This window comes from Paenibacillus macerans (genome assembly GCF_900454495.1).
Lineage (GTDB): Bacteria > Bacillota > Bacilli > Paenibacillales > Paenibacillaceae > Fontibacillus > Fontibacillus macerans.
The window spans coordinates 1,545,037-1,568,523 of sequence record NZ_UGSI01000001.1 but is presented as its reverse complement, the minus strand read 5'-3'; the positions used below and the strand labels follow the sequence as shown (position 1 = coordinate 1,568,523).

Below are 23,487 nucleotides of genomic sequence, written 5' to 3'. Positions count from 1 at the left end.
GCTGGGGCAAGCAAATATCGTAAGGAGAGCTTTGACATGAAACGAAGAGGTCGTGTAAGAACATCTTTAGTATCTTTCTGCATGGCGATAGTGATCGCCTTGCAGTCAGTGACGTTCTCTGCTGCAGCTTATGCGGAGAACGCGTCAGATGGTTTCGGGACAGCGGCCGAACCGTCGTCGGTATCTGAGGCGGTGTACGCTGCGCCAGACGAACCATCGTCAGTGCCTGAGGCGGTGTACGCTCCGCCGGTCAATTTTGCACTGATGGCGGCAGACCCGAAGGACAAAACGGCGGTGTTGGTGAACGCCAATCCGACGTTTAACCTCACAGTGAAGCAGGGTGACCCTGCGGTTGTGATTCAGCCGGGGGGCGAGATTAACGGACGGGACAACTTTACCATTGCCCTGAACGATATCGCCGTGCCGACCCAGGGCGACTATCCCAGTGCTCCGCCCGATACCGTAATTCAGCAAGGGGATTATGCCGTCCTGGATAAGACGACCTACTTCCCTGAAGTGAATTTAACGCCTGCAGGTCCTATGCCAATCACTCAAGGCAGCCTGAAAATTGCTACCGTTCAGTTTTTTGACGATTCCATCAAAATTACGTTTGATGGCGCAGGGGTATATGACGGCGGTAGAAACAGTGTCAAAATCGGCTTTTCCGCTAACGCCAAGGCGGCGGATCAGACCCCCGGCGGCGGCGGGGAAGCGAATATTTTCGGAGACGGCTATAAGTTTAAAAACTCGGCTTTGGTGCCGGAGTATACCATTGTCGCCAGTTCCTTAAGCAACGGCGGCTATGACAGCGGGATCAACAACCCCTCTTTTCAAGAGGGCGCTATTACATGGCGAGCGGTTGTGACTGCCACCGACAAGGATGATAAGACCATCCCCATGCCGCTGGACGGGTTGACCTTCTCTGATGAGCTTGCGAACGTCGGCGTATATGTGCCTGGGTCCTTCTTGGTGGATGGAATTGCGGCAGATCCTGCTTTTGCTGCTGATCGCACGCTTTCCTACAAGTTCCCAGAGGTATCCACTAAAGAAAACGTCAAAAGCAAGGCGACTATCACCTTCAAAACGTGGATTCCTAAGAAAGCTTATTACAATGAAAAGAACGGCAATTTTGCTGATCAGTATGGATGGTACCGCATTGATAATGCCGCAAAGCTTTTGGATGACACTGCCGATATGAAGGCTTTATCAAATACCCATCGGATTGCCATACGCCCTAACTGGATTGCAGTGAGCGGCAAGCCCAGCAAGAGCGGAAACGATACGCTGATCACATGGACGGTTGTGGTCAACCAGAGAATCAACAATAACAGCGTGCTGTCTAAATCCGGCTTGCAGAATGTTAAGATTGCAGACAAGCTGCCAGACGGGACGGATTTTGTGTCCGCAACCTATAAGAATGGGGACAACGGTACGAATACTCCAATAACCCGCAACGCTGCAGGGGAGTACGACATCGGAACCGTCATCGGCGGGAAACTGGACGGCCCTCTCTATATGACGGTCGTGACGAGGGTGACAGACAGCAGCAAGGCAACCTTCGACTATACAGCGCGTGCAAACTGGGAATTGAATGTAATGGATGAAGGAACCGCCATCCAGAACAACGATGCGACCGACTGGACCGCTCCCGCTGCCGTTGTGGAAACCGCACAGGTTAAAATCGGCGCACATGCCTTCACGAAAAGTGCCGCCACAACCACCGCACTGCACAACATCGCAGGCACCAAGTGGACGATAAACTTGACGCTGCAGTACAACCTGGATGCTCCAGTCGTCTATGATTTGCTGATTCATGGCGGTTCTCTCGATGTGCTGAATAATCTGGATGATGCGAATTATGATAAGATACCGAAGACAACTCTCGATGCCATCAGGAGCCAAATCGACGACAAGCAGCTCTGGCAGAAATACCGCGAGGGTACGCTGACTGTGAATAGCGGCGGACTGACCGGCAAAGTGATCCCCTTGACGGTGGACGGCGAGCCGGTGGCGGATCTTATCAAAGTGACCGGGTATAAAGGAGATGTGCCGGGGAGCGTTTCCTTTGAGGCCATCACAACCAACCCGGATAACCTGTTTAGCCAGGAAAACGCCGGAAACACATGGAGCAACCGGGCGCTGCTCTTCGATGGCGACGATTATATGAGTCGCGCCGAGGCCAACACCTCGAACTATGTGCGGATGTTGAACAAGGAGATGCTGTATGCCAACACGGTGGGTGTAGAGGGGGTTGCAGCCGATTGGAACCGAAATTATTATGGCCAATATAGCGGCAGCATATGGACGCGGTCAATTCTAGTAAACGATCCGAACTGGTATACGGACAACTCCCGTCCTGACAATTACATCCTGGCAGGCTATGACCGCAAGGATAGAACGGTCACTTTCCGGCTGGCGGTGAACATGCCGGGCTTCAATACGGAAGAGATGGCCAAGGATGGCGGCACCCGCGTAGCCAGCGACATCAAGCTGGTGGATACGTTACCGGATGGCTGGGAGTTTGTAGATCTTGCTCCGGGCGAGGCTTATAGGCTATATAAAGGTGGTACGGGCTATAGAACCGACGGTAAAGGCGGGAATGGTAGATATGCCCAGGCCGTTTCGGAAATTTCGGCGGGTACGCCTCAGCATGTAGTGAGCTTCTCCAAGAATGGCAATGTAGGCACATTCACCTTCTCCAAGCTGGAGAGTCCCTACGTCATTCTGGTTAAGGCGCGTCCGACCAATGCCAAGCTGGCGACCTACCAGATAGGCAACAATGATGCCGGTGAGAATCAGGCTGAGTTCTCCATGAAATGGGGAGACAAGTCTTATAGCACCACCGAAAAGCACAGAATCATTGTGCCTGTGCAGTCTCTGAGCAAGACGGCGAAAAAGCCTGTTTCCGGCGTGCAGGAATGGACAGTGAACTATACGCCTCCGTTCAAAATGGAGAAAGGCGTCTATTTGCTGGATACCCTTGCCAAAGGGCTGAAGCTGCGCAAAAATGCGGAGGGTGGTCTATCTCTCGAACCTTCCGATATCGCAGTTTATCCTGGCAAGATGAAGCCGGACGGCAGCCTGGAGCGTGACGGAGGGCCGCTGAATCTAGCGGATCCGAATAGTGAAGTGAAGGTTACCGCAGGCACAGACCCGGCAACTGGGGGATCGACGCTTAGGTTTGATTTTGCCGACCCGAACAAGTTCTATCAGATCGTTTACCAGACCGAATCTCAGGGCATGCAGCCGGGAACGGCCGGCAATTCCATCAAGCTGATGGGCGACGATACCCTTCCGCCGATCGAAGCGCAGAGCAGTATTATGCTGGACGCAAACGATGTGGCGGGAAGCGCAAATGAAAATGGGCTGCTCTACCTCCTGAAGATTGGTCCCGACGAGAAAACACCGCTGAAGGACGTCAAGTTCAAGCTATATAATCCTGATGGTACTCCGGCCAAGGATATGAACAACGATGAGATGGAAGAAAAAACGACTGGTCCGGACGGCAAGACGAGTTTCATTATTCAAGTACCGGGTGATTACTTGCTCAAGCAGACGTATATTGATCCTGATACTTACTTGCCTACGACTACGGTGTACCGGGTGCGTGTCATCGATGCGCCGGGTAAGCCTGTCCTCGTTGACGGACAGAAGGTGGATTCGAACAATCCGCTGAAGGTGCCCACACCGGCCCAAGGCAAGCTGACCATCACCAATAAGGTGGAGGGCAACGGTAGCGATCTGGGCAAAGTGTTCGAATACACCGTGATCTTCACCGGCGAAGGCAAGGATGGAGAGTATACCTATAAGAAGCCGGATAATACGTTTGGCACGATCAAGAGCGGAGACAAGATTAACCTCAAGAACGGGGAATCTGCAACGCTCCCGGCACTGCCAGCGGGTCTGACCTATACCGTAACCGAGGCCGATTATACAACCGTTGACGGTTACACGACTGAGCCGGAGACGAGAGAATATTCCGGCACAATCGTGAATAAAAACGACCACAAAGCGGATTTCGTCAACAAGCGAAACGTTCACAATCTGATCGTCAGCAATACCGTCACGGGGATCGGTGCAGAGCGGGACAAGCCGTTTAAGTACACGGTGACCTTTGATGGTACAGGTAAGGGTCAAACCTACAACTATGAGCATTCAGACGGTAAGACGGGCACGATCACTTCTGGTGGCACCTTCGAGCTCAAGCATGGTGAGACCTTTAAAATTAAAGACCTTCCCGACAACTTGAAGTATACGATCACCCAGGACGGTTACAAGAACGACGGCTACGCGACCACCCCTGAGACATTGGTTGATGAGGGCGTCATGGCGGGCGCCGATCGCGAAGCGGACTTCTCCAATGAACGGACCGTCAACAAGCTGACGATCAGCAATACGGTCATGGGCAACGGCGGCGACAAGACGAAGGAGTTCGAGTACACCGTCATCTTTGAGGATACAGGCAAGGATGGAAGCTACGCGTATACGAAGTCGGATGGCAAGACGAATACACCGGGCACGATCAAGTCTGGCGAATCCTTCACACTTAAGGATGGAGAGACGCTGGAAATTGTGGGTCTGCCTAAGGATCTGAAATACACTGTGACTCAGAAGGACTACACAACTGACGAATATGTGACCACGCCTGAGGAACGGCATTATACCGGGGTCATGGTGGGCAAAGATGAAGTTGCCCCGTTCACGAACGTGCGAGTCATCGAAGGCGGCCTGATCATCAGCAACACGGTTAAAGGCAAAGACGACGACAAGAAGAAGCCGTTCACGTACACAGTCACCTTCACAGGCGAAGGAGCGGACAAATCCTACTCCTATGAGAAGTCGGACGGCAGCAAGGGCACGATCACGAGCGGAGACACCTTCGAGCTTACAGATGGCCAAACGTTCGTTGTGCAAGGACTTCCGACGTATCTCAAGTATTCGGTGACCCAGGGTGATTATTCGAAGGACGGTTATGTGACGGATCCTGTGAGTTTTGAACGCACAGGCACCATTCCGGAGAAAAAAGTGGCCGAAGCACACTTTGTCAATACCCGCCCGTATCTGGAAGGTGTGTTGCGTGACAACAACACAGGAGAAATCATTCCGAATGCGGAAATCATTGTGACTAACAAGAAGACCAACGAAACGCAGAAGATCCGGACGAATGAGAAGGGTGAATATTCCGTCCCAGCTGCGGCCGATACCGACTATACGATCACATATACGAAGTGGTATCAGGCAAGCGGGAAGGATGTCCCTGTCGAGTTCACGCAAAAAGCAAATGTGGACGGCAGCGTGAAGGACGAGACCGTTCCGGCGGACATTACGGCGGTAGGGATCGTTCTGTTCAAGCAGTTGGATGGAACAACTGAGTTATTCAACGAGTCGTTTACCAGCAATATGCGTATCTATTTGAAGGACAAGAACAACAAGTATATTGAGGAAAACGGCAAGCCCAAGGCGTTTCCGATGGCTTCGAACGGAACTTTCTCCGTGGAAGGGCTGAGCGAGCAGAAGTACACCATGGAAGTTCGCTATCAAGCCGAGACCGGCGAGGAACTGCTCATCAAAGTGACACAGCTGGACGTAAAGGCAGACGGAGAGCTGAATATCTCCGAGGAATTGGTCGACCCTTACGGTACGGTTTATGATGAAACGACAGGAAATGCCACCACTGGGAAGAAAATTGAGGGAGCCAAAGTTACACTGTATTATGCGAATACGCAGCGGAATGTAGAAAAAGGGCGCATTCCGGATACGAAAGTAACGCTCCCTCCGTTTCCGAATTTTCCGCCGCACGACAACGCGAGCCCAGAGCAGGATAGCGACGCAAATGGCTTCTATGCGTACATGGTGTTTCCTGAAGCGGATTACTATCTGATCGTAACGAAGGACGGATACGAGACGTACAGGAGCGATACGATCTCTGTCGATTTTGACATTGTAAAACACGACGTGCCAATGAAGCCAATCCGTTCCGGTGGCGGTAGTGGCGGCGGCGGTGGCGGAAATGGACCCGAGCCAGAGCCTGAACCGGGCAAGCCCCAGCCGCAAAATCCTGTGTCTGGCAACGGCGATAGTAGAAGCGACAATGACGTCAATGGAGCTGACAACGTCGGCACTCCAGTTGACGACAGCAACACCGAAACCGGCAACGTCAACAGCCCAACCGACGACGGCAACGCCGACATTCCGACCGACAATAGCAACACCGAAGTCGGCAATGTCGACATTCCGAGCGACAACAGCAACACCGAAGTCGGCAACGTCGGCATTCCGAGCGACAACAGCAAACCCGAAACCGGCAGCGTCGATATTCCAACCGGCAACGGCAGCAGCGAGCTGGATGATGTTCCGCAAACCGGGGATAACAGCGCACCGCCAACATTCTATATGGCTTTGGCGCTGATGTCCTTGATTACGATCGGACTTTGTCTGCTCGGCAGCAAGAAGAAAAAGCACATCCAGTAAACCGGAAAGGCGGTAAGAAAATGAGTAAAACCAAAAAAATTCTTATCGCCGTTTCCTTTCTTCTGTTGGTATTTTCTCTCTTCGAAATGGCGAGAACTTTCCTGCAGGATTACGCTGAACGGAAGAAAATTGTAGAGTTGTCAAAAGTTTGGGGAGAAAAGTCGGGCAAAGACGGAGGGGAGGCACTCCCCTCCTCTTTGATCATGAAGGCGGGCAAGCCGGTCATGCTTCCCGAATTTCGCGAGCTTTACGAGAGGAACCCGGACATCGTCGGATGGCTGAAGATCGACGGCACCCGAATTGAGTACCCGGTCATGCAGAATCCACAAGATGCGCAGTTCTATCTCAATCATGATTTCGATAAAAAGAAAAACAAAGGCGGCCTCCCATTTTTGGACGCTCACAGCCGGATCAACGGTTCGGGCATTTTGCTGATTCACGGACATCACATGAAAAGCGGATGGATGTTTAAAGACTTGGTGAAGTACAAGAAAGAAAGCTTTTATAAGGAGCATGCAACGTTCCAGTTCAATACGCTTTACGAAAAGGAAGAGTATGAGATTATTGCTGTAATTCTGTCAAAAGTTTATCGCAAATCGGACGACGTTTTTAAGTACTACCGGATTGACAACGTAAGTACGCCCGCCGAGTTCGATTCGTATGTACAGAACATCAAAAAACTCGCTCTTTACGACACCGGCGTGACAGCCCGCTATGGCGACAAGCTTATTGTACTGTCGACGTGCGAGTACTCGACCGACAACGGCCGGTTGGCGGTGGTCGCCCGAAAGCGTAAATGACGATATATACAACAACCGCTGTCGGCTATACTGCTGACGGCGGTTGTTTTTTGAATCAATGTTAGATTGGCGTTTGTTTATTGCGCTACATTATGCTACGTCACGTTTCCATCTGTTGCACCCGCTTCAAGTATGCAGTGACGTTTCTGTCATCATCAAGCGGATACTCGTAATTCAACTGTTCCGCAACCTCTTTCGCCGTGCCGCGAAATAAATCCAATGCGGTGAACAAGGCGTTCCACACTGCTTCATATGTTCCCTGCGGATAAGTGGACATCAATGCCAGCCAGCTCTGCTTCGGCAGGTAGTTTTCCAAATACTTGCCGTTTTTTCCCGTGCTAAGAGAGAAACCGGTGTCCAAACCAACTTTCCACTCCAGCATTTTGATCAGCATAGGTCTTACACACATGTTCAAGTGGTCCATTGCGTAAGTCATTTCTCGTCTCCACAAGCCTTTGGCCACATAGGTGGAAACCCACCAAAATTCGTTGCAGCAATCTGCGTAAAGTGCGGCTGACGGACGCTTCACCCAGTAATCTTGATCGGTTGGTTCCGGGAGATGGGGTAGAGCGCAATCCTTATCCAGCAGGACAATGGATAGTTTGTCGCCGTTGATCCAATTTGCTTTTTTCTCGACAGGACAAAGGGTAAGATCGATCCGGTTGCCATCCGAGAACAGCATAAGATAAGAGTAGTTCCCATCCAATTCAGGCGGAAGCAGCTTCATGTCTTCCGGCGTTTGCATGATGATCCGGCTTCCGAAGCAGTCCACCCAATGTTTATCCGCGATAAAAGAATTCATGTCCGTAACCAAAAACACAATATCGTAATCCTGAAATCTGTCTTTCGGCGCGTTCGGATTCGTTCGCGATCCGTTCATCCCAACCGCGCGGACCCGGTTATCATTTTTTGCGTAGTCCAAAATCATTTGCATCATTTCTTGTTCGCCTCTCATCCTGGACCCAGCCTCCCGTTTTTTTATTTGGATGTTGTTAATTAAGAAGGAGGGCGGGCCGCGGATTCGATAGAAATAAAGCGCTCTCCTGAAAAAACGTTACAATTTATCCAACTGCTTTTTCATAAGTTGCTGCCTCCCTTTATCTTAATTACTCAACTTTCGCGGAACCAAAAGGTTTAACCGCTGATGCTGCCTATTTATACCGCCTGGTCGGATGGCGGGCAAAAGTGTGCTTGACCGGGCTTAGCTCTGACCATTAATTGCAAATCATACAGCTAACTTTATATCCATTGGCCCAAACATTCGTTTAATTGCATTTCATACAACTATCTCCTCGTCTCTTTGCCTTTTCTACGAAAGATAGCGGAGCAATTGCAGGTTTTACACTTAATCAAGCGCTGTGGCAGCATTTGCGGATAAGTAATTGTACATTTTGCAACTATTCCATTTAACAATGGGCCAAGAAAGCTGGAGTATGAAGCAGTTACGCTCAGGTGGGGCGATCGCTTTATTACAACTACTGGATATGATCCACGAAGTCGCCTCGAAAACCGGGAGGAGCTTTCTCCTTTGATCCAATGTCAACACTCAGGTCTGGATAGCTGCTTCGCCCAGTTACATCAACGCTTATTTGCCAAATCCGTGTTGCGAAAGTTGAGTTGATCACTACGTTATATTCTATCACACGCCCTTGCCCGGTTAACTGTCCTCATTGTTTCCGGGTAGCGAGACTCTACTATGCTGTTAAATTTCGACACAAATACGAACGTACATTCCTGTATTTTGTGATATGATTTTCTCAAACCATGGTGTTGGAGGAAATAATATGAAACAGCTGTTAACTTCCGAACTGGATGAGTTTTTAACATTTGTCAGGTCATTGGACAGTTTGAATGATGAAGTTTGGTTTTCACCAATCGGTGAGGGGAAATGGAGCATCCACGATATTATCGTCCACATCATGAAATGGGACGAATACTTCAATCGGGTTACTTTTCAGGCGCTGGCCGAAAGCGAGTTCCCGGAATTAACCGAGCACCCGGATTATTTAGGATACAACGAGCTATCCGTACTTTACGGAAAAGGGATGACCAAAAAGGCGGCGATGGAAGAAACGATACGAAACCGTGAGCTTATGATCGATCATCTGAGCAGGCTGGAGGATCGTAAATTTACGATGGTTTATCCGGGCAAGCGCGGGTTCACGTTGGAGTCCTATATCAGAGAATTTTTTATTTCTCATGATCAGCATCATATGAAACAGATCAAGGACTCCTTGGATTAGACGATCCCGCCCCCTGTTTATACGGGAGTTATTTTTTCGACCGGCTCACGCATTGTTTGATCTTTCCCACGGTCAACAGCAGCAGGGGAAGGCCTACCATGTTGACGGGAAGCGCGACGGGAATCCAATAATTGAGCAAGTAATGGTTGACCGCTTCGGCTACGTTCTGCGGAATCAAGGCGAAAAGAAGGATGACCGGCGCGATGAACCAGATCATGAATCGCCAATTTTCAATATTCAGAAATTGCGCCGTCCCGTAGCTGGTTATGAACAAATATATCGCCAGTTTGATGAACACGCTGGCGAACCAAACGATAATCGGCAGCGGATCAAGGTTTTCGATAAATCCGAATATCGATATTTTCCGGGACATTTCAAAAAAAGGATACCACATTTTGGAGGTTAGCGTCACCCCGATTGTCGTCGTAGCTATCGTCATGGCGATCAGGACGACAAACACGGCCACAATCACCGCTGCGAAGGCGTACCGCCCCCCTTTGCGCGGGGTGGTCAAAAAGCAGGCAAGCAGAAGATACTCTACGGAGTGTCCAAGATAGGAGGCGGGGGCAAGCGAACCTTTGAGTATCGCCGCGATGCCGCTGTCCGCGTACACGGGAAGCAGGGAATTCAGGTTCACGTTGTTGATGCTGGCGAGCAAGGTAAGAAACACCATGATGATGACGATGGGGCCGAGAATCTCGCTGCAGCGGGCGATCGTTTCAATTCCCCCCGAATAAGTCGCATAGACGATCAGGGCAATCATAATCAACATAATCGCCCAACTCGGCGTCAGCGGCAGCATCATGACATGGATGACGTCGTTAAATTGCCGCAAAACGATTGGGAGGATGGTGTACCATTGAATGAAGTAAACCAGTATAACCGCTTTGCCCAGCCATTTCCCCAAGAGGGTCTGGGATAATTGAATTAAGTTCTGGTCCGGGTGCAGCAGTGTCGTTCGTGTGGTTATCAAGGTAACCAGAAATGCAATGCAGCCGGCAACGATAATGGACATCCATATATCCTGCCTGGCCGCGCTTACGCTTGGGGTTAACGTCATGATTAAGGTCATTCCCATAGCCATCAAAGTGATCATCCAGAAAACCTGCATGCCGGTTACCTTCATGCCAACCATCCTCAATTCTTTTGTTGATCATTCTTTAATAAGATGTCCGGCAGCCTGTGTTCTTCCGAATCGCTCGATTCGGACATCGATATTCACTTCGACCGGAATCGTCGGGTACATCGCATCCCATTGCTCCTTAAGATTCTTCCAGGCATAAGGGTGGTCGATATGGACCTGCCTGCCGAATCCGAATATATCCGATTTGAATTTCTGTTGAGAGATCGAGACGGCGTTTTCCATCGCTTTTTTCAGTTCGTCTTCAAATGTCCGTTCCAGGCGATCGTGTACCTCCGACTTGGCCATGTCGAGCTCCGTGTCGTTGGCGCTGATTCTGCCCGTTACCGTAAGATGAACGGTGATTTCGGGCTTCTCCTCAATCATTCGGGTGTGAATATTCGTCTTCACTTTCAAGATGCTTAGACTAACGGTTCCTTTATATTCGGGTTTCGGGGTATCGAACTGTACCACCCAGCTCAATGCCTGGATATTTTCCCGAAACAGGCGAAACGCTTTCTGCTCGTCTCCGGAAAGAAATCCGACCAGCTTGTTATCACGGTAAGCCGCAATTGTGTCCAGTGTGAAGGTCGGATTTCCGGTCCCATCTTTTGTAACCCGGATGCCCGCGGTTACCGGAGACTTCCCATAGGTGGCGAGCGCATCCAAAAACTCGTCGGTTCTGACGGCCAGGGTGAAATCGCTCTGCATAATGTTGTTTATGCCGACGGCGGGAATTTCCTCGAGCAGGTAAGGGGTGCTGAGGACCTCTTTGGCCGTCGTTTCATAAGCGGTTACGATATAGCTGTTATACCTGCTTTCCGGGGAGCGCAATAGCGTATCCAACACCTGGTTCAATCCGTGTCTGCCGAGACTTTCGCCGATGACGATCACTCTCCGGTGTCCCAGATCGATGCTCCGCGACAATTGCTGCTGCTCCTTGTTCAGGGTATCGATGCCGTTCTTTCCTTCTTTCGTAAGAACTACAAACGACTTTTTTCCTTTGGATTGCACGGGAGTCGGAAGTCCGATCGGCAAGGCGACTTGCAAGGAAGTAACCATTTCCCCGCTTTCGGACAGATCGAGACCGGAAGCCGTGACAAAAGCAAGCTCGTCCATCTCCTTGCGGTCCCAGCATCCCGTAAGCATGGCGAGACAACACCATAAAGCTGTGAACGTGAAGGCGATTCGGCGAAAATTCATTTCTTCTTCAGCTCCAATTCCTGCCCGACGCGGCGCTGCCGTTTATTAAGTACCTGCCAAGGAGCTCTAAAGAAAACGTCGAGTAACCCTTCCAAATGAAACGGAGCTACAGGTGACAGGTAAGGGACGCCGAAGGACCGCAGATTGGTTAAGTGAATCAGAATGGCGATCAAACCGGCCCCGAATCCGTAAAGCCCGAATGTCCCGGCGCAAATCAGCAGCGGAAAGCGCAAAAGGCTGACCGCCTGGCTCAAATTCGGATTGGGAATCAGAAACGAGGCGATCCCCGTCAACGACACCACAATAACGAGGGGCGCCGATATAATGCCGGCCTGAACGGCCGCTTGTCCGATAACCAGCGCGCCTACGATGCTGATGGTCTGCCCGACGGGACGCGGCAAGCGGACGCCGCCCTCGCGAAGCGCCTCGAACGTGACCTCCATCATGAGCGACTCCATAAGCGCCGGGAACGGAACAACTTCCCGCGATGCCGCAAGGGTCATCGTCAACGACGACGGGATCATTTCGGATGATAAGTTGTGACCGCTACGAAGATGGAAGGCAAGGCAAGAGCCAGGAAAGCGAACAAATACCTCAACATACGCAGCATGGAAGCGAACAGGAAATTGATGTAGTAATCCTCGACCGTCTGGAATGCGAACCAGAACGTCACGGGCAGGATCAGCGCAAAGGGCGAGCCGTTTACAAGCACGGCTACTTTGCCTTCGATCAGCGAGGCCGACACGGCATCGGGCCGCTGGGTCGACTGAAGCAACGGAAACGGAGACCGGGGATGATCGCTGATCAACTCTTCAATATACCCGGAGGTCAGTACGCTGTTCATATCGATTTTGTTCAGCCTCCGCCGGACCTCTTCTACTATGTTTTGGGCTGCCAGGCCGTCGATGTAGACGATTGCCACCTCGGTTTGTGACGTCGTTCCTAAGGTAATATTCTCCATCTTAAGCTGCGGCGTCCGGATAATATGGCGAAGTAGAGCCATGTTGACATCGATTCTCTCGATAAAGCCGAGCCGCGGGCCGCGAATCACCGATTCGGTGCTGGGCTCTTCCAGCTGGCGCTGCAGTTTGTTCCTGATCTTGATGGATAATGCCTGCCTGGAAGACTCGAAAAATAAGACGACCTCGCCATTGACGATGCGCCCGCCAGCTTCCTTCAGATTTGATACCGTTTCCATTGAGACAATCGATGGCAGATGATGCTTCAAGCGTTCAATCAACTGCTCCGGGGACTCAGCTTCTTTGGGATCCAGCTTCATTAACGGCGTTAACAATCCTTCGTCCCAAAGCGTATGATCGACCAACACCTCGAGATACACCGCCAAGCAGGGAAGTGAATGAACAATATAAAATTTCCGCGTGACCAGATCGGCGCAATGCATAAAAGCCTGTCTGATTGCCGCTTCGTTGAGGTCGAGACTGTCAGATAACGGCGTGTCGGGAGTCGGGTCGATCCCTGCCAGCTTTTTTGTCAGGCGTTTCGATAGACGTGTGTTTTTCAACAAGCTTCACTCCAATAGGTTCATGCTTAATAGGGTATCCTGCATCTTCCAGTTTATTCGGGAACAAAGCAAAGGGCGGTGCCAGAAAGGCTCGGCCGGCGAAGTTTGAATAAATTTCCTATGAGGCATGCATACTTCAACCATAAGATTTTGGAAAAGAGGCGGGGAAAAAAGGAGATGAAGAGCTTTGGCAAGGCGATCGTTTTTTTGGCCATAGTCGCATTATCGGGCGTTGCCCTGTATTTTTCCGTGACCCTGCCGCCGGGCTAAGCGAAATATTTAGCCGCAAGTTTTTCGGCCGTCCGGGTGGCCAGCGCCTGGGTCGTCAGCGTCGGATTCGGACCTCCGATTCCGTTGAAGTGAACGCTATTGTTGGCGATATATAGCCGTTTGACCTGATAAGCTTCGCAGTTCGTGTCTACGACGAAACCCATGCGCATGGTGCTTTCCAAATGAAGCTGAAAAGCGAAAGGAGTATCGGAGCGGATGATTTTTTTGGCACCGGCCGCTTTCAAGGATTCGCAGGCGTATCTGGCCAGCCGATCGCGCCTTTGCAGCGTTTTTGCGCTCGGGGTGTAATGCACGACCGGGATTGGCCCGTTCTCGTCCTTTAACAGCGGATCTACTTCGACCCGATTGCGGTAAAGCGTTTCGTCATCCGTCAGCAGCAAATAAGTCAAATATTACGCCCTAGAAGAAGAAAAGCAGCAGTTAGGGGGTTCCCTGGCTGCTGCTTTCTTGTTTTAGGTATGGTTTGAAGCCAGAGGTTTCAGGATGGTGTCAACCAGTCCTTCAATATAAGTCTCATCAGGTGTTTGCTTATGGACGATAAAGCGATGGTATACGGGAGCGAAGATCAAATCCAGCGTAATCTCCGGATCAAGGCCGGGCAGAAGCTCGCCGCGTTCGATTCCGGCTTCGATAAACCGTTTCGCCTCGTTCCGCTTGGGGAGGAGATAGGAGGTATGAAATGCCCGCACCACCTCCGAATCCGCTTCGCCGCCGGCTATGACGGACAGCATGGAGCGCCCGAGCGGCTGGGCGAACAGGTCAGACATCGCTTTTAACTGGCGGATGAAATTGTCCCGTACCGAGGCGGTTTCGTCAAAGTCGATCCGGGGGGATAACAGGGTCAGGAACGCTTCCAGCACAAGCATCTTTTTGTCGCGCCACCACCGGTAGATCGTCGCTTTGCTCACACCGGCGTGGGCGGCGACGCCGTCGATGGTTAGAGAAGGATATCCGGACTGTTCCAGCAACTCGAGCGTTGCTTGCAATATGGCGTTTCTGGATGCTTCGCTGCGCGGCCGGCCCGCGGACACGTTGGTTCTGGCGGTCATTTTTTCATCTCCTGTAACCGTTGGTATATCTTTGGCCTAATCATATCATACCGCCGCAGTGATTTACACCGATGCGGCACCGCCTGACGCCGCCCGGGATCCCGGCTCCCGCTCCGGCTTCTTCTCCCTCCACGCCTGCTCAAGCGCGAGCGCCACGATCATTCCCACCATTACGCCGTTTCCAAGCAGATACTGAAACAGGGCCGGCAGGGTGTTAAACAAATCCTGAGGCAGAAACATGACGCCGGTTCCAAACGAAAGCGCCAGTCCCAAAATCGTCAGCCGTCGTTCGTCCAAAGCTTCTTTCAAAATGGAACGCATGCCGATGCCGATCATTTGGGCAAAAGAAGCGAGCATGGCCGCATTCGCCACCTGCGCGGGCAGCAGGGAGAGGACGGAATATATGCCCGGTACGAACGAGACGAGAATGAGTAGTTTCTTTGGCCGGTGAGCCGGACGAAACCCGCTGAAATCGTTAACGGAACGACGCCGATAGCCGCGAACAAGGAGCAGAACACGTTCGACAATCCAGCGGCGATGCCCCCATGGTTCAACGATTTTTCCCGGCTTTCCGGCTGCGTCTGGTCCGCAACGAGCTCCATCGCCGACCTGCTTGCGATTACGCTGGAGATCAGGATAAAGGCCACGATGATGGAAGTGACCAACATGCCGCTGTTCATGGCCGGCATTCCCCAAGCAAACAACTCCGGGGCCCGGAACAATGAAGCAGATTTAGATATCGTTCCAACCCCAGACACGCAAGCGTATGCGGCCCATCCGGCGATGACGCCAAAGAGGACCGCATAGCTTCGCATCCAGCTTTTGCCCCAAATCGACAATGCCAGCACGAGCAAGAATACGGCGAAGGAAAGAATGATGCTCGTTGGGTCGACGGAAACGGAAGCGGAAGCGCCGTTTAGCCCGACCATCCCCTTTAGCATCGTCCCGCTGAGCTGCAGTGTCAGCATGATTAAATATACGCCGGTAACCAGCGGGGTGAATACGCGCAGCATGATCCGCACCCAGCCGAGTAGGCTGATCAGAACGACGGCAAGCCCCGTGATGAGCATGCCGCCTTCCAGAAGCTGCAGCATATGCTTGGGATCGCTGCCTTGCGAGGCGGCCAATTGCCCCATCAGTACGAAAATCCCGACCCAAATGCCGGCCGGACCGTCCGCAATCGGCAGGCGGTGCCCAAACCAGCCGGTGATTAGCGAGGAAATGCCGACCACGAAAAACATGCGCTGAATCAAACCGATGATTTCGCTGGAGGACAGATGAAAGATTTGCCCCACAACAATCGGAAGAATCAAGGAATTGGCCACCAAAAATACGAACCACTGAACCGAAAATATCCCGGTTTTGAAAACTCGCTGATTCATTAATTACGCTCCTCCTTCTGCTTATTATAAAACGAAACGTATCGTTTCTAAATATAATCGAATATCGTGGGATTGACAAGAAGAATTTCAAGCAAGTAAGGAAATAATATTTCTGCTGAGCCAAAGGGTGAGCAATTGGGAAGAAATATTTATCAAGATCCAATGATATACTTATGGTTATATAAAAAATATCGAAGCACAGAGAGGGGATGACCGTGAGCCGCGTAGACAGGTCAAGCAACAATCCGCCAATGAATCATTGGAAAAGAAACATTATTCTCTTTTTAAGCAGCCAGACGATCTCACTGTTTGGTTCATCTTTGGTCCAGTATGCCATCATGTGGTATATTACGCTGAATACGAAGTCCGGAATGATGATGACGCTCTACATCCTCTGCGGCTTTATTCCGACATTTATTTTATCCCCGGTTGCCGGCGTATGGGCCGACCGTTACAACCGGAAGCTGCTTATTATGCTGGCGGACGGAATGATCGCGACGGTAACGCTGGTACTCGCGCTGCTGTTTTTGCTGGGCTACGACGCGACCTGGCTCCTGTTTGTGATCTCCGCGGTGCGCGCGTTGGGGACCGGGGTTCAAACCCCGGCGGTGAGCGCGATTTTGCCGCAGATCGTGCCGAGCGATAAGCTGACGAAGGTCAACGGGACCAACGGAAGCTTGCAGGCGGTGATTATGTTCGTATCTCCGATCGTAAGCGCCGCGCTGTTAACCGTAGCGTCCATCGAGATGATCTTTTTCATCGACGTCGTGACCGCCGCCATCGCTATTTTAACGCTGCTGCTGTTTTTCCAAATTCCGGTTCACCAAAAAGCCGCCGGCGGACAAACGACAGGGTATTTCAGCGATATGAAGCAAGGTTTGAATTACATCAAAAACCATGCTTTTCTGAAGACGTTTTTTGTGTATTTTGCCATATTTATGGTGATGATGGCCCCTGCCGCCTTTTTGACGCCGCTCCAGGTAACGCGTACCTTCGGGGATGAGGTATGGCGGCTCACGGCGATTGAAATCGCCTTCTCCGTCGGCATGATGGCCGGGGGAGGACTGATCGCCGCATGGGGCGGATTTCGCAACAAAATTCACACGATGGCCGCCGCGAGTCTTTTGATGGGCGCCTGTACGTTTTTGCTCGGCGTCGTTCCGTTCTTTGGGATCTATTTGTTGTTTATGGCCGTTTTCGGCGTGGCGATGCCGATTTTCAACACCCCGACCAACGTGCTGATCCAGGAAAAAGTGGATGAGAACTTCTTGGGCCGCGTATTTGGCGTGATCGGTATGATATCGACTTCGATGATGCCGGTCGGCATGCTGATTTTCGGCCCGATCGCCGACGTCATTCAAATCGAGTGGCTGCTGATCGGTACCGGTTTGCTGATGCTGATTCTCTCGGTGTTTTTGGGCCGAAACCGGGTATTGCTTGAAGCGGGCAAACCTTCGTTAAAGGAATCCTCGGCATAGTTGAACTATATAAGGAAATACTCATATACGGGAAATGGTGTGGCTGTGAGGCTGCACCATCTTTTTTTGGAGCAAATTTGTATTCGCCAATATATTGACTTCAAGTCAATCAAACTTCTGAATGAGGTGAAGAAGCTGGCTAGAAGAACGGATGATTCCGAGTTTGTCAAAGAATACGACGTTAAGGAACATAAGTTTATGACGATGGAAGAAGAAAGACGCGAGCGTATCATCGATGCGGCACTAAAGGAGTTTTCCAAAGGTTATACGGCGGCGAGCACCGATGTCATCGTGAAGGAGGCGGGGATATCCAAGGGCCTGTTGTTTCATTACTTTGGGTCCAAAAGAGGTTTTTTTCTGTTTCTCATTAAATATGCTTCGGACCTGATTATTGCCGAATATGAAAAGGTTATTTCAGAAAGCTGCGACTTTCTTGAAAATATCAGAAGAGTATCAAAGCTGAAGGTTGAACTGTCTTCCCAATACCCGCTTGAAATCGGCGTTCTGACAAAAGCTTATGCCGCCATGAAAGAAGTATTTCCGGAGGGGCTGCCCGGCGATTTGTTGAATTCTCCCTTGCTTGCGATACAGCAAGTCTGCCAAAGATCCCATAATGACAGAACGTTGTTTAAGGAAGGCATCGATGAGGAAAAGGCGAAAAACATCATGATATGGACGATAAACGGTCTGCTCGACAGTCAATTCCGGTATGGCGATGATATCGCCGCCTACAAAGCACATTCTGATGAACTGGTCAAAGGGCTCGAGGAGTATCTGCAAATTCTGCGGACAGCCTTATACCGGTAAAAGGAGGGGCCCCGTTATGTTTATTGATGTCGCCAACCTAAAGAAAAGCTATACAACGGACGTGGTCAAAACCGAAGTTTTAAAAGGAATCGGGATGCAGCTGGAAAAAGGAGAGATCGGCGTGATCCTTGGACCTTCGGGCTCAGGAAAATCCACGCTGATGAATATCCTCGGCGGGATCGATCGCGGCGACAGCGGCAGGGTGATCGTCGGCGGGACCGAGATCAGCCGGTTGAATGCCGACAAGCTGACCGATTATAGGCGCGAAAATATCGGTTTCGTTTTCCAGTTTTACAACCTGGTGCCCAATCTTACCGTTGCCGAAAACATTGAAGTGGTTTCCAATATCAGCAAATTCCCTCTGAATACGGACGAGGTTTTAGCGGCGGTGAGAATAAAGGATAAAAAACACCGCTTCCCCAGGGAGCTCTCCGGCGGCGAGCAACAAAGGGTTTCCATTGCCAGGGCGATCGTCAAAAATCCGCAGCTGCTGCTGTGCGACGAGCCGACCGGTGCGCTGGATTTCGATACGTCCCGCAGCATCTTGCAGCTTCTGCAGCAGGTAAACCAAACCTACGGGACCACCATTTCGCCTCTGGCATCCATGGTCGTATTCGTTGCGGAGGTGGCGTTTCTCATCGGAATGATGATCATTTATGTCGTAACCTCCATGATCATTGAGGAAAACAAGAGTACGATTTCGCTCATGAAGGACTTCGGATACCGGAAAAAGGAAGTCAATTCCCTGGTCCTTAACAGTTCCACGGTAGTCGTCGCGGCTGGATATATCCTGGGCATATTGCTCAGTTTTGCCGCTATGGGAGACTGGATGAAAGCCATTGAAAACAGCGCTCCTTTTGCCATGCCGGTGATCATTGACCCGCTTTACATCGGGGTTGGATTCGTCATTGTCATGTTCTCCAATGAGCTGTCGAAGCTGCTTTGCAGAAAAAAAGTCCATGCCGTTTCGATGAGCGAAGCCTTGAAAGCGGGAACGGAATAGAAGAGTTGTGCTTTTGCTGTTGAGGCCGCAACCAAATGGGATTGCGGCCTTAATCTTATATATATCCACTTTCGGCATGAGCGATCTTATATTGACAGGATAGTGCATTAAGTGTTTAATGTGTATTGTAGTAATACACACTAAAGGAAAGATGGCTGATAAGATGAAAATCCTCATATCTAATACATCAGACGTTCCGCTATATCAGCAAATTAAAGACCAAATAAAAGATGCGATTTTTCAGGGCGAGTTGGTTGAAGGTGACTTGCTTCCCTCCATTCGTAGCTTTGCAAATGACTTAAAGGTTAGCGTACTAACTATTAGACGGGTATATGACGAAATGGAAAAAGAAGGTTTTGTTGTAAGTCAAGTTGGAATTGGTACATTTGTTTCGGCCCAAAATTTGGAAATTCTTCGAGATTCCAAGCGACGCCTTGTTGAACAAAAGATGCAGGATATGATACAGACGGCAAAAATGCTTAATATTAGCAAAGAAGAACTAAACGCAATGATGGAAATATTGTACGAGGAGATTTAGACGATGAATAACATTTTGGAAGTTTCAGGACTTTGTAAGTCATATCGGGATTTTTCTTTAGAAAATGTGAGTTTCTCTTTGCCGGAGGGGTGTATCACCGGGTTTATCGGTATTAATGGAGCTGGGAAAACTACTACAATTAAAACCATCCTGGGCCTTGTACAAAGACGCTCTGGAACAGTAAAAGTATTTGGGAAAGAATTGGATAAACATGAAAGGGAGCTAAAAAATCGTATTGGCGTTGTGTTGGATGGAGGCAGTTTCTATGATGATTTGACAATGGCTGAAATGAAAAGCGTTATCGCTCCAGCTTATTCCAAATGGAATGATAAAACCTTTAAGGAATACATGGAGAGCTTCTCTTTGAATTCCCGGCAAAAGATTGCGACGCTGTCAAAAGGTATGCGCATGAAATACGCTTTGGCTCTAGCCCTTTCCCACGAAGCTGATTTGCTTATAATGGATGAGCCAACAAGCGGTCTTGATCCTTTGATAAGGAGTCAACTTTTAGCAATAATCAAGGATTACATGAAACAGGAGGGCAAAGGAGTCTTTTTTTCAACGCATATTACCTCTGATTTAGATAAGGTTGCCGATATGCTCATCCTGATCGATCAAGGGAAAATCATTTTTGAGCAAGAAAAAGACACCTTGCTTGAGGGCCATCATGTCGTAAAGGGCGATATTAATGCGTTAAACAGCAAAAATAGATCTCTGTTTCTGAATCTTCAAGCTACAAATTATAGTTTTACCGGCATCACAAAGCATTTGCCGGATGTTCAACAAATGATGTCTGATATTGTGATTGAACGGCCCACTATTGAGAACATTATGTTGGCTTATATTGAAAGGGGGCTAAAAGGATGATTCCGCAGTTGGTTAAGAAAGATTTTCTATTATCCAAAAATTTCTTTCTCATTATTATGGCAATGGTTATCGGGCTACCTCTATTTATTGCAAGTCGCAGTCCAGAAATCTTGGGTGTCGGCTCTTTTATGCTTACGGTCATTTTTGCTGAGTTAATATTAGGGCAGTATGTCGCAATGATAGAGCTGAAATATCCAAAGGTTAATGCTTTGCTGTGTGCCGCTCCTTTTTCGCGCAGCGATATTGTTGTGGCTAAGTATATCCACTTTCTGCTGGTTTTTGTTTGTTGTTGCGTTGTATATGGTTTGACCACCTTGATGATGCCATCGATTCCCTCAATCACTCCTTTTGCGATTTTGATGACTTTATTAATACACGTTGTCATATACGGAATATATACTCCTTTTCAATTTAAATTCGGAGTGGAAAAAACCAAATATGCTTTTATGATTATACTTTTTGCGGCTTCATTTGGAACACCTCTGATTTATAACATAGTTTCGGGAATGGATCTCACCATTTTTTCAAACCTGCCGGAGGGCATGAAATACCTGATATTAATTACTCTTGTTGTTATGATTTTAGGTATTTCTATAGCTATGTCGATTAAGATCTTTTCTAAAAATGAGCTTTAAGCTTTGCCCGACCTAAAACGGAACGAACAATCTCGGCCTTCAAAATAACGGCAATTTACGTACTTATAATCCGGATTTATAGTCTATGTCAGCTCATTAGCGGCAATTTTTGTACTTATTTTTCTATAAACGGTCCAGAATGGGCAGCCTTTCCTCGCAGCGTAGGAAAATAGCGACATAAATTGTCTCTATATCTCCCAAGCTGACGGATATCGCAGAAATAACGCCGTTTTTTGCTCTTATATTTCCACTTGAGCTTTTGGTGTTGATGTACACCCGATTCTAGCCCGATTACTTTGTCATACGCCGTTTTTTAAGTTTAGTTGTAAAGAATTCTCAAAGGACCGCAGGGCTCATATCTCTGGCGGTTTTTTCTTTTTTCGCTTCCGGCAAAGCGTATAACTAAAAAATGTCCACTTATCTGAAAAATCTATAATTTTACAATGGCAGCGTTAACATTATAATGAAACCAACTTGCTCCTAAGGTATCCACTCAGCGTGAAGAGGATGAAGAGGATGAGCAGGATGAACGAATTGCACAAGATGCAGGGAGGAAGGGATAAGGAAATGGCAAACATCCGAAAACTGCCGATGTTGCTTGGCGTACTGATCTTTGTTGCGGCAGTGGCGCTTGCGGGCTGCGGAGGCGGCAATAGCGTTAACAGCAGCAGCATTAACGGCAATCAAGGCGTTTCCCCCAATACCGCCAATCCGTCAAACGGGAGCGAATCCGCGGCGGAAACGGCCGGCCCGGCGAACGAAGGTACAGACAAGGAACCCGTAACGCTGAAGTACACGTTCTGGGGAAGCCCGCAGGAGAAGAAGGCCCTGGAGGAGGCGACGAAAAAGTTCACCGAGAAATATCCCTGGATTACCGTCAACGCCGTGCATATTCCTGAAAGCGATTACGATACCAAGCTTACCGCGATGGTTGCGGCGGGCGAAACGCCGGATGCCGGTTATGTGCATGGGGAGCTGGGAGAGGCCTGGCAAAAGGAAGGGAAATTCATCAACTTCAACGAGATGTTCGCCAAGGATACGGAGCTGAAAAAAGAGGACTTCCTCGACTATATCTGGTTCAACGGCGACGATCCGAATTACACTTGGGGCATCAGCACGGCGGGCGAAACGTTCGCGCTGTTTTACAATAAGGACTTGTTCGAGGAGGCCGGCGTGGAAATGCCTCCAGCCAAAGCGGAGGACGCCTGGACGTGGGACCAGTTCGTGGAAGCCGCCAAGCAGCTGACGATCGACAAAAACGGTAAAAACGCCGCGGATCCGGGCTTCGATAAGGACAATATCAAGCAATTCGGCGTTTCGTTCGAGAGCTGGTACGGTCCGGTGATGGCGCACATCGTCAACAACGAAGGCGACCTCGTTTCGGAGGACGGGACGAAGTTCGCTCTCGATCAGCCGGAAGCGGTGGAAGCGATCCAGCGGTTGGCCGACCTGATCAACGTTCACCATGTCGCGCCCAACCCGGTGCAGGCCAAGTCGATCCCGTCGCAGGCGGTCGCTTTGCAATCCAAGCTGGTGGCGATGAGTATGCACGGGCAATGGATCAATCTCGATCTCGGGGCGGCCGAGGTCAATTACGATATCGGCGTCCTTCCGAAGATGAAGCGCAGCGTTGCCATGGGCATCAGCGGCGTCAGCGCCATGTTCAAATCGACGAAACATCCGGAAGAAACGTGGCTGCTCACCAAATTCCTCGCCGACCCTTCCGGCGCGTTAAACCTATATCGGGACGGCCTGTGGATGCCGACGCTCAAGAAATGGTACACCGATCCCGAGCTTGTCGCCCAGTGGGCGGAAAACAATCCGTCGCACCCGTCAGGCTTCAAGGATGCTTTCCTGACCAACCTGCTGAACAACAGCACGCCATCGCCGGTATATTACGTGAAAAACTTCGGCAAGGTCAGCTCCTTGGCGTTTTCCGCGCTGGACCCCGTGTGGCTCGGCAAACAATCGGCCGAAGAAGCCATGAAAGAGGTCGCTTCCAAGGTCCAGCCGGAAATCCAGGGCCGTTACGGCAAATAGAGAAACCGGCGGCATAGGGGAGGCGCGCGTCGGGTACG

General features: G+C 50.1%; 17 protein-coding genes and 2 pseudogenes. 11 read left to right on the top strand and 8 right to left on the bottom strand.

Annotation, left to right across the window (positions count from 1 at the left end):
* Positions 1 to 36: 36 nt before the first annotated feature.
* Complete coding sequence (locus tag DYE26_RS07155; RefSeq protein ID WP_036623215.1) at positions 37 to 6,471, top strand: DUF7601 domain-containing protein; 6,435 nt, start codon at positions 37 to 39, stop codon at positions 6,469 to 6,471.
* Between the two features lie 20 nt (positions 6,472 to 6,491).
* Complete coding sequence (locus DYE26_RS07150) at positions 6,492 to 7,271, top strand: class B sortase (protein WP_036623213.1); 780 nt, start codon at positions 6,492 to 6,494, stop codon at positions 7,269 to 7,271.
* Between the two features lie 100 nt (positions 7,272 to 7,371).
* Here the strand turns inward: DYE26_RS07150 and DYE26_RS07145 are convergent, their stop codons facing one another.
* Positions 7,372 to 8,226 carry an aminoglycoside 6-adenylyltransferase gene (locus tag DYE26_RS07145; RefSeq protein WP_036623211.1) on the bottom strand — a complete coding sequence of 285 codons (855 nt, stop codon included), beginning with the start codon at positions 8,224 to 8,226 and terminating at the stop codon, positions 7,372 to 7,374.
* 502 nt (positions 8,227 to 8,728) lie between these two features.
* Between DYE26_RS07145 and DYE26_RS34795 the strand changes: the two are divergent.
* Together DYE26_RS34795 and DYE26_RS07140 are read left to right on the top strand one after the other, a co-directional pair.
* Positions 8,729 to 8,887, top strand: a pseudogene (locus tag DYE26_RS34795) (IS4 family transposase); the annotation flags it as partial.
* A gap of 168 nt (positions 8,888 to 9,055) precedes the next feature.
* Positions 9,056 to 9,514 carry a DinB family protein gene (locus tag DYE26_RS07140; protein ID WP_036623209.1) on the top strand — a complete coding sequence of 153 codons (459 nt, stop codon included), beginning with the start codon at positions 9,056 to 9,058 and terminating at the stop codon, positions 9,512 to 9,514.
* A 28-nt stretch (positions 9,515 to 9,542) separates the two neighbouring features.
* Here the strand turns inward: DYE26_RS07140 and DYE26_RS07135 are convergent, their stop codons facing one another.
* From DYE26_RS07135 to DYE26_RS07110, 7 genes and pseudogenes are all read right to left on the bottom strand, one after another.
* Positions 9,543 to 10,640, bottom strand: coding sequence for a GerAB/ArcD/ProY family transporter (locus DYE26_RS07135; protein WP_036623208.1), 1,098 nt, complete (start codon positions 10,638 to 10,640; stop codon positions 9,543 to 9,545).
* A 27-nt stretch (positions 10,641 to 10,667) separates the two neighbouring features.
* A complete protein-coding gene (locus DYE26_RS07130; RefSeq protein WP_082207782.1) occupies positions 10,668 to 11,837 on the bottom strand; it encodes a Ger(x)C family spore germination protein in 1,170 nt (389 codons plus the stop codon).
* Positions 11,834 to 13,239: pseudogene (locus tag DYE26_RS07125) on the bottom strand (spore germination protein). Before DYE26_RS07125 ends, DYE26_RS07130 begins: the two are co-directional and overlap by 4 nt.
* A gap of 386 nt (positions 13,240 to 13,625) precedes the next feature.
* The gene (locus tag DYE26_RS07120) at positions 13,626 to 14,039 is read right to left on the bottom strand and encodes a GMC oxidoreductase (protein ID WP_036623205.1); all 414 of its coding nucleotides are present in this window, start codon (positions 14,037 to 14,039) and stop codon (positions 13,626 to 13,628) included.
* 63 nt (positions 14,040 to 14,102) lie between these two features.
* The gene (locus tag DYE26_RS07115) at positions 14,103 to 14,699 is read right to left on the bottom strand and encodes a TetR/AcrR family transcriptional regulator (protein WP_051985460.1); all 597 of its coding nucleotides are present in this window, start codon (positions 14,697 to 14,699) and stop codon (positions 14,103 to 14,105) included.
* 63 nt (positions 14,700 to 14,762) lie between these two features.
* Positions 14,763 to 15,083, bottom strand: coding sequence for a purine/pyrimidine permease (locus DYE26_RS34500; RefSeq protein WP_255310155.1), 321 nt, complete (start codon positions 15,081 to 15,083; stop codon positions 14,763 to 14,765).
* Complete coding sequence (locus DYE26_RS07110) at positions 15,032 to 16,081, bottom strand: purine/pyrimidine permease (protein WP_051985458.1); 1,050 nt, start codon at positions 16,079 to 16,081, stop codon at positions 15,032 to 15,034. Before DYE26_RS07110 ends, DYE26_RS34500 begins: the two co-directional genes overlap by 52 nt.
* Before the next feature lie 251 nt (positions 16,082 to 16,332).
* On the opposite strand from DYE26_RS07110, the gene DYE26_RS07105 reads away from it, so the two are divergent.
* The 7 genes from DYE26_RS07105 to DYE26_RS07075 all read left to right on the top strand — a co-directional run bounded on the left by DYE26_RS07105 (position 16,333) and on the right by DYE26_RS07075 (position 23,449).
* Entirely contained in the window at positions 16,333 to 17,559 is a 1,227-nt protein-coding gene (locus DYE26_RS07105) for an MFS transporter (protein ID WP_036628209.1), read from the top strand.
* A gap of 198 nt (positions 17,560 to 17,757) precedes the next feature.
* Positions 17,758 to 18,366 (top strand): TetR/AcrR family transcriptional regulator, encoded by a 609-nt coding sequence (locus DYE26_RS07100; RefSeq protein ID WP_124332176.1) that lies wholly within the window; start codon positions 17,758 to 17,760, stop codon positions 18,364 to 18,366.
* 16 nt (positions 18,367 to 18,382) lie between these two features.
* Positions 18,383 to 19,369 carry an ABC transporter ATP-binding protein/permease gene (locus DYE26_RS07095; RefSeq protein WP_082207781.1) on the top strand — a complete coding sequence of 329 codons (987 nt, stop codon included), beginning with the start codon at positions 18,383 to 18,385 and terminating at the stop codon, positions 19,367 to 19,369.
* 163 nt (positions 19,370 to 19,532) lie between these two features.
* Positions 19,533 to 19,907 carry a GntR family transcriptional regulator gene (locus DYE26_RS07090; RefSeq protein WP_036628206.1) on the top strand — a complete coding sequence of 125 codons (375 nt, stop codon included), beginning with the start codon at positions 19,533 to 19,535 and terminating at the stop codon, positions 19,905 to 19,907.
* Between the two features lie 3 nt (positions 19,908 to 19,910).
* Complete coding sequence (locus DYE26_RS07085) at positions 19,911 to 20,774, top strand: ABC transporter ATP-binding protein (RefSeq protein ID WP_036623202.1); 864 nt, start codon at positions 19,911 to 19,913, stop codon at positions 20,772 to 20,774.
* Positions 20,771 to 21,409 (top strand): ABC-2 transporter permease, encoded by a 639-nt coding sequence (locus DYE26_RS07080; protein ID WP_036623201.1) that lies wholly within the window; start codon positions 20,771 to 20,773, stop codon positions 21,407 to 21,409. The genes DYE26_RS07085 and DYE26_RS07080 overlap by 4 nt, the downstream gene beginning before the upstream one ends.
* A gap of 525 nt (positions 21,410 to 21,934) precedes the next feature.
* On the top strand, positions 21,935 to 23,449 hold the full coding sequence (locus tag DYE26_RS07075) for an ABC transporter substrate-binding protein (RefSeq protein ID WP_240534136.1): 1,515 nt from the start codon (positions 21,935 to 21,937) through the stop codon (positions 23,447 to 23,449).
* Positions 23,450 to 23,487: the final 38 nt, after the last annotated feature.

What these genes read in the sequence shown, in the direction of transcription:
- DYE26_RS07155 (WP_036623215.1), top strand. Translation starts at nt 37, where the DNA reads ATGAAACGAAGAGGTCGTGTAAGAACATCTTTAGTATCTTTCTGCATG.
- DYE26_RS07150 (WP_036623213.1), top strand. Translation starts at nt 6,492, where the DNA reads ATGAGTAAAACCAAAAAAATTCTTATCGCCGTTTCCTTTCTTCTGTTG.
- DYE26_RS07145 (WP_036623211.1), bottom strand. Translation starts at nt 8,226, where the DNA reads ATGAGAGGCGAACAAGAAATGATGCAAATGATTTTGGACTACGCAAAA.
- DYE26_RS07140 (WP_036623209.1), top strand. Translation starts at nt 9,056, where the DNA reads ATGAAACAGCTGTTAACTTCCGAACTGGATGAGTTTTTAACATTTGTC.
- DYE26_RS07135 (WP_036623208.1), bottom strand. Translation starts at nt 10,640, where the DNA reads ATGAAGGTAACCGGCATGCAGGTTTTCTGGATGATCACTTTGATGGCT.
- DYE26_RS07130 (WP_082207782.1), bottom strand. Translation starts at nt 11,837, where the DNA reads ATGAATTTTCGCCGAATCGCCTTCACGTTCACAGCTTTATGGTGTTGT.
- DYE26_RS07115 (WP_051985460.1), bottom strand. Translation starts at nt 14,699, where the DNA reads ATGACCGCCAGAACCAACGTGTCCGCGGGCCGGCCGCGCAGCGAAGCA.
- DYE26_RS07110 (WP_051985458.1), bottom strand. Translation starts at nt 16,081, where the DNA reads ATGAATCAGCGAGTTTTCAAAACCGGGATATTTTCGGTTCAGTGGTTC.
- DYE26_RS07105 (WP_036628209.1), top strand. Translation starts at nt 16,333, where the DNA reads ATGAATCATTGGAAAAGAAACATTATTCTCTTTTTAAGCAGCCAGACG.
- DYE26_RS07100 (WP_124332176.1), top strand. Translation starts at nt 17,758, where the DNA reads ATGACGATGGAAGAAGAAAGACGCGAGCGTATCATCGATGCGGCACTA.
- DYE26_RS07095 (WP_082207781.1), top strand. Translation starts at nt 18,383, where the DNA reads ATGTTTATTGATGTCGCCAACCTAAAGAAAAGCTATACAACGGACGTG.
- DYE26_RS07090 (WP_036628206.1), top strand. Translation starts at nt 19,533, where the DNA reads ATGAAAATCCTCATATCTAATACATCAGACGTTCCGCTATATCAGCAA.
- DYE26_RS07085 (WP_036623202.1), top strand. Translation starts at nt 19,911, where the DNA reads ATGAATAACATTTTGGAAGTTTCAGGACTTTGTAAGTCATATCGGGAT.
- DYE26_RS07080 (WP_036623201.1), top strand. Translation starts at nt 20,771, where the DNA reads ATGATTCCGCAGTTGGTTAAGAAAGATTTTCTATTATCCAAAAATTTC.
- DYE26_RS07075 (WP_240534136.1), top strand. Translation starts at nt 21,935, where the DNA reads ATGAACGAATTGCACAAGATGCAGGGAGGAAGGGATAAGGAAATGGCA.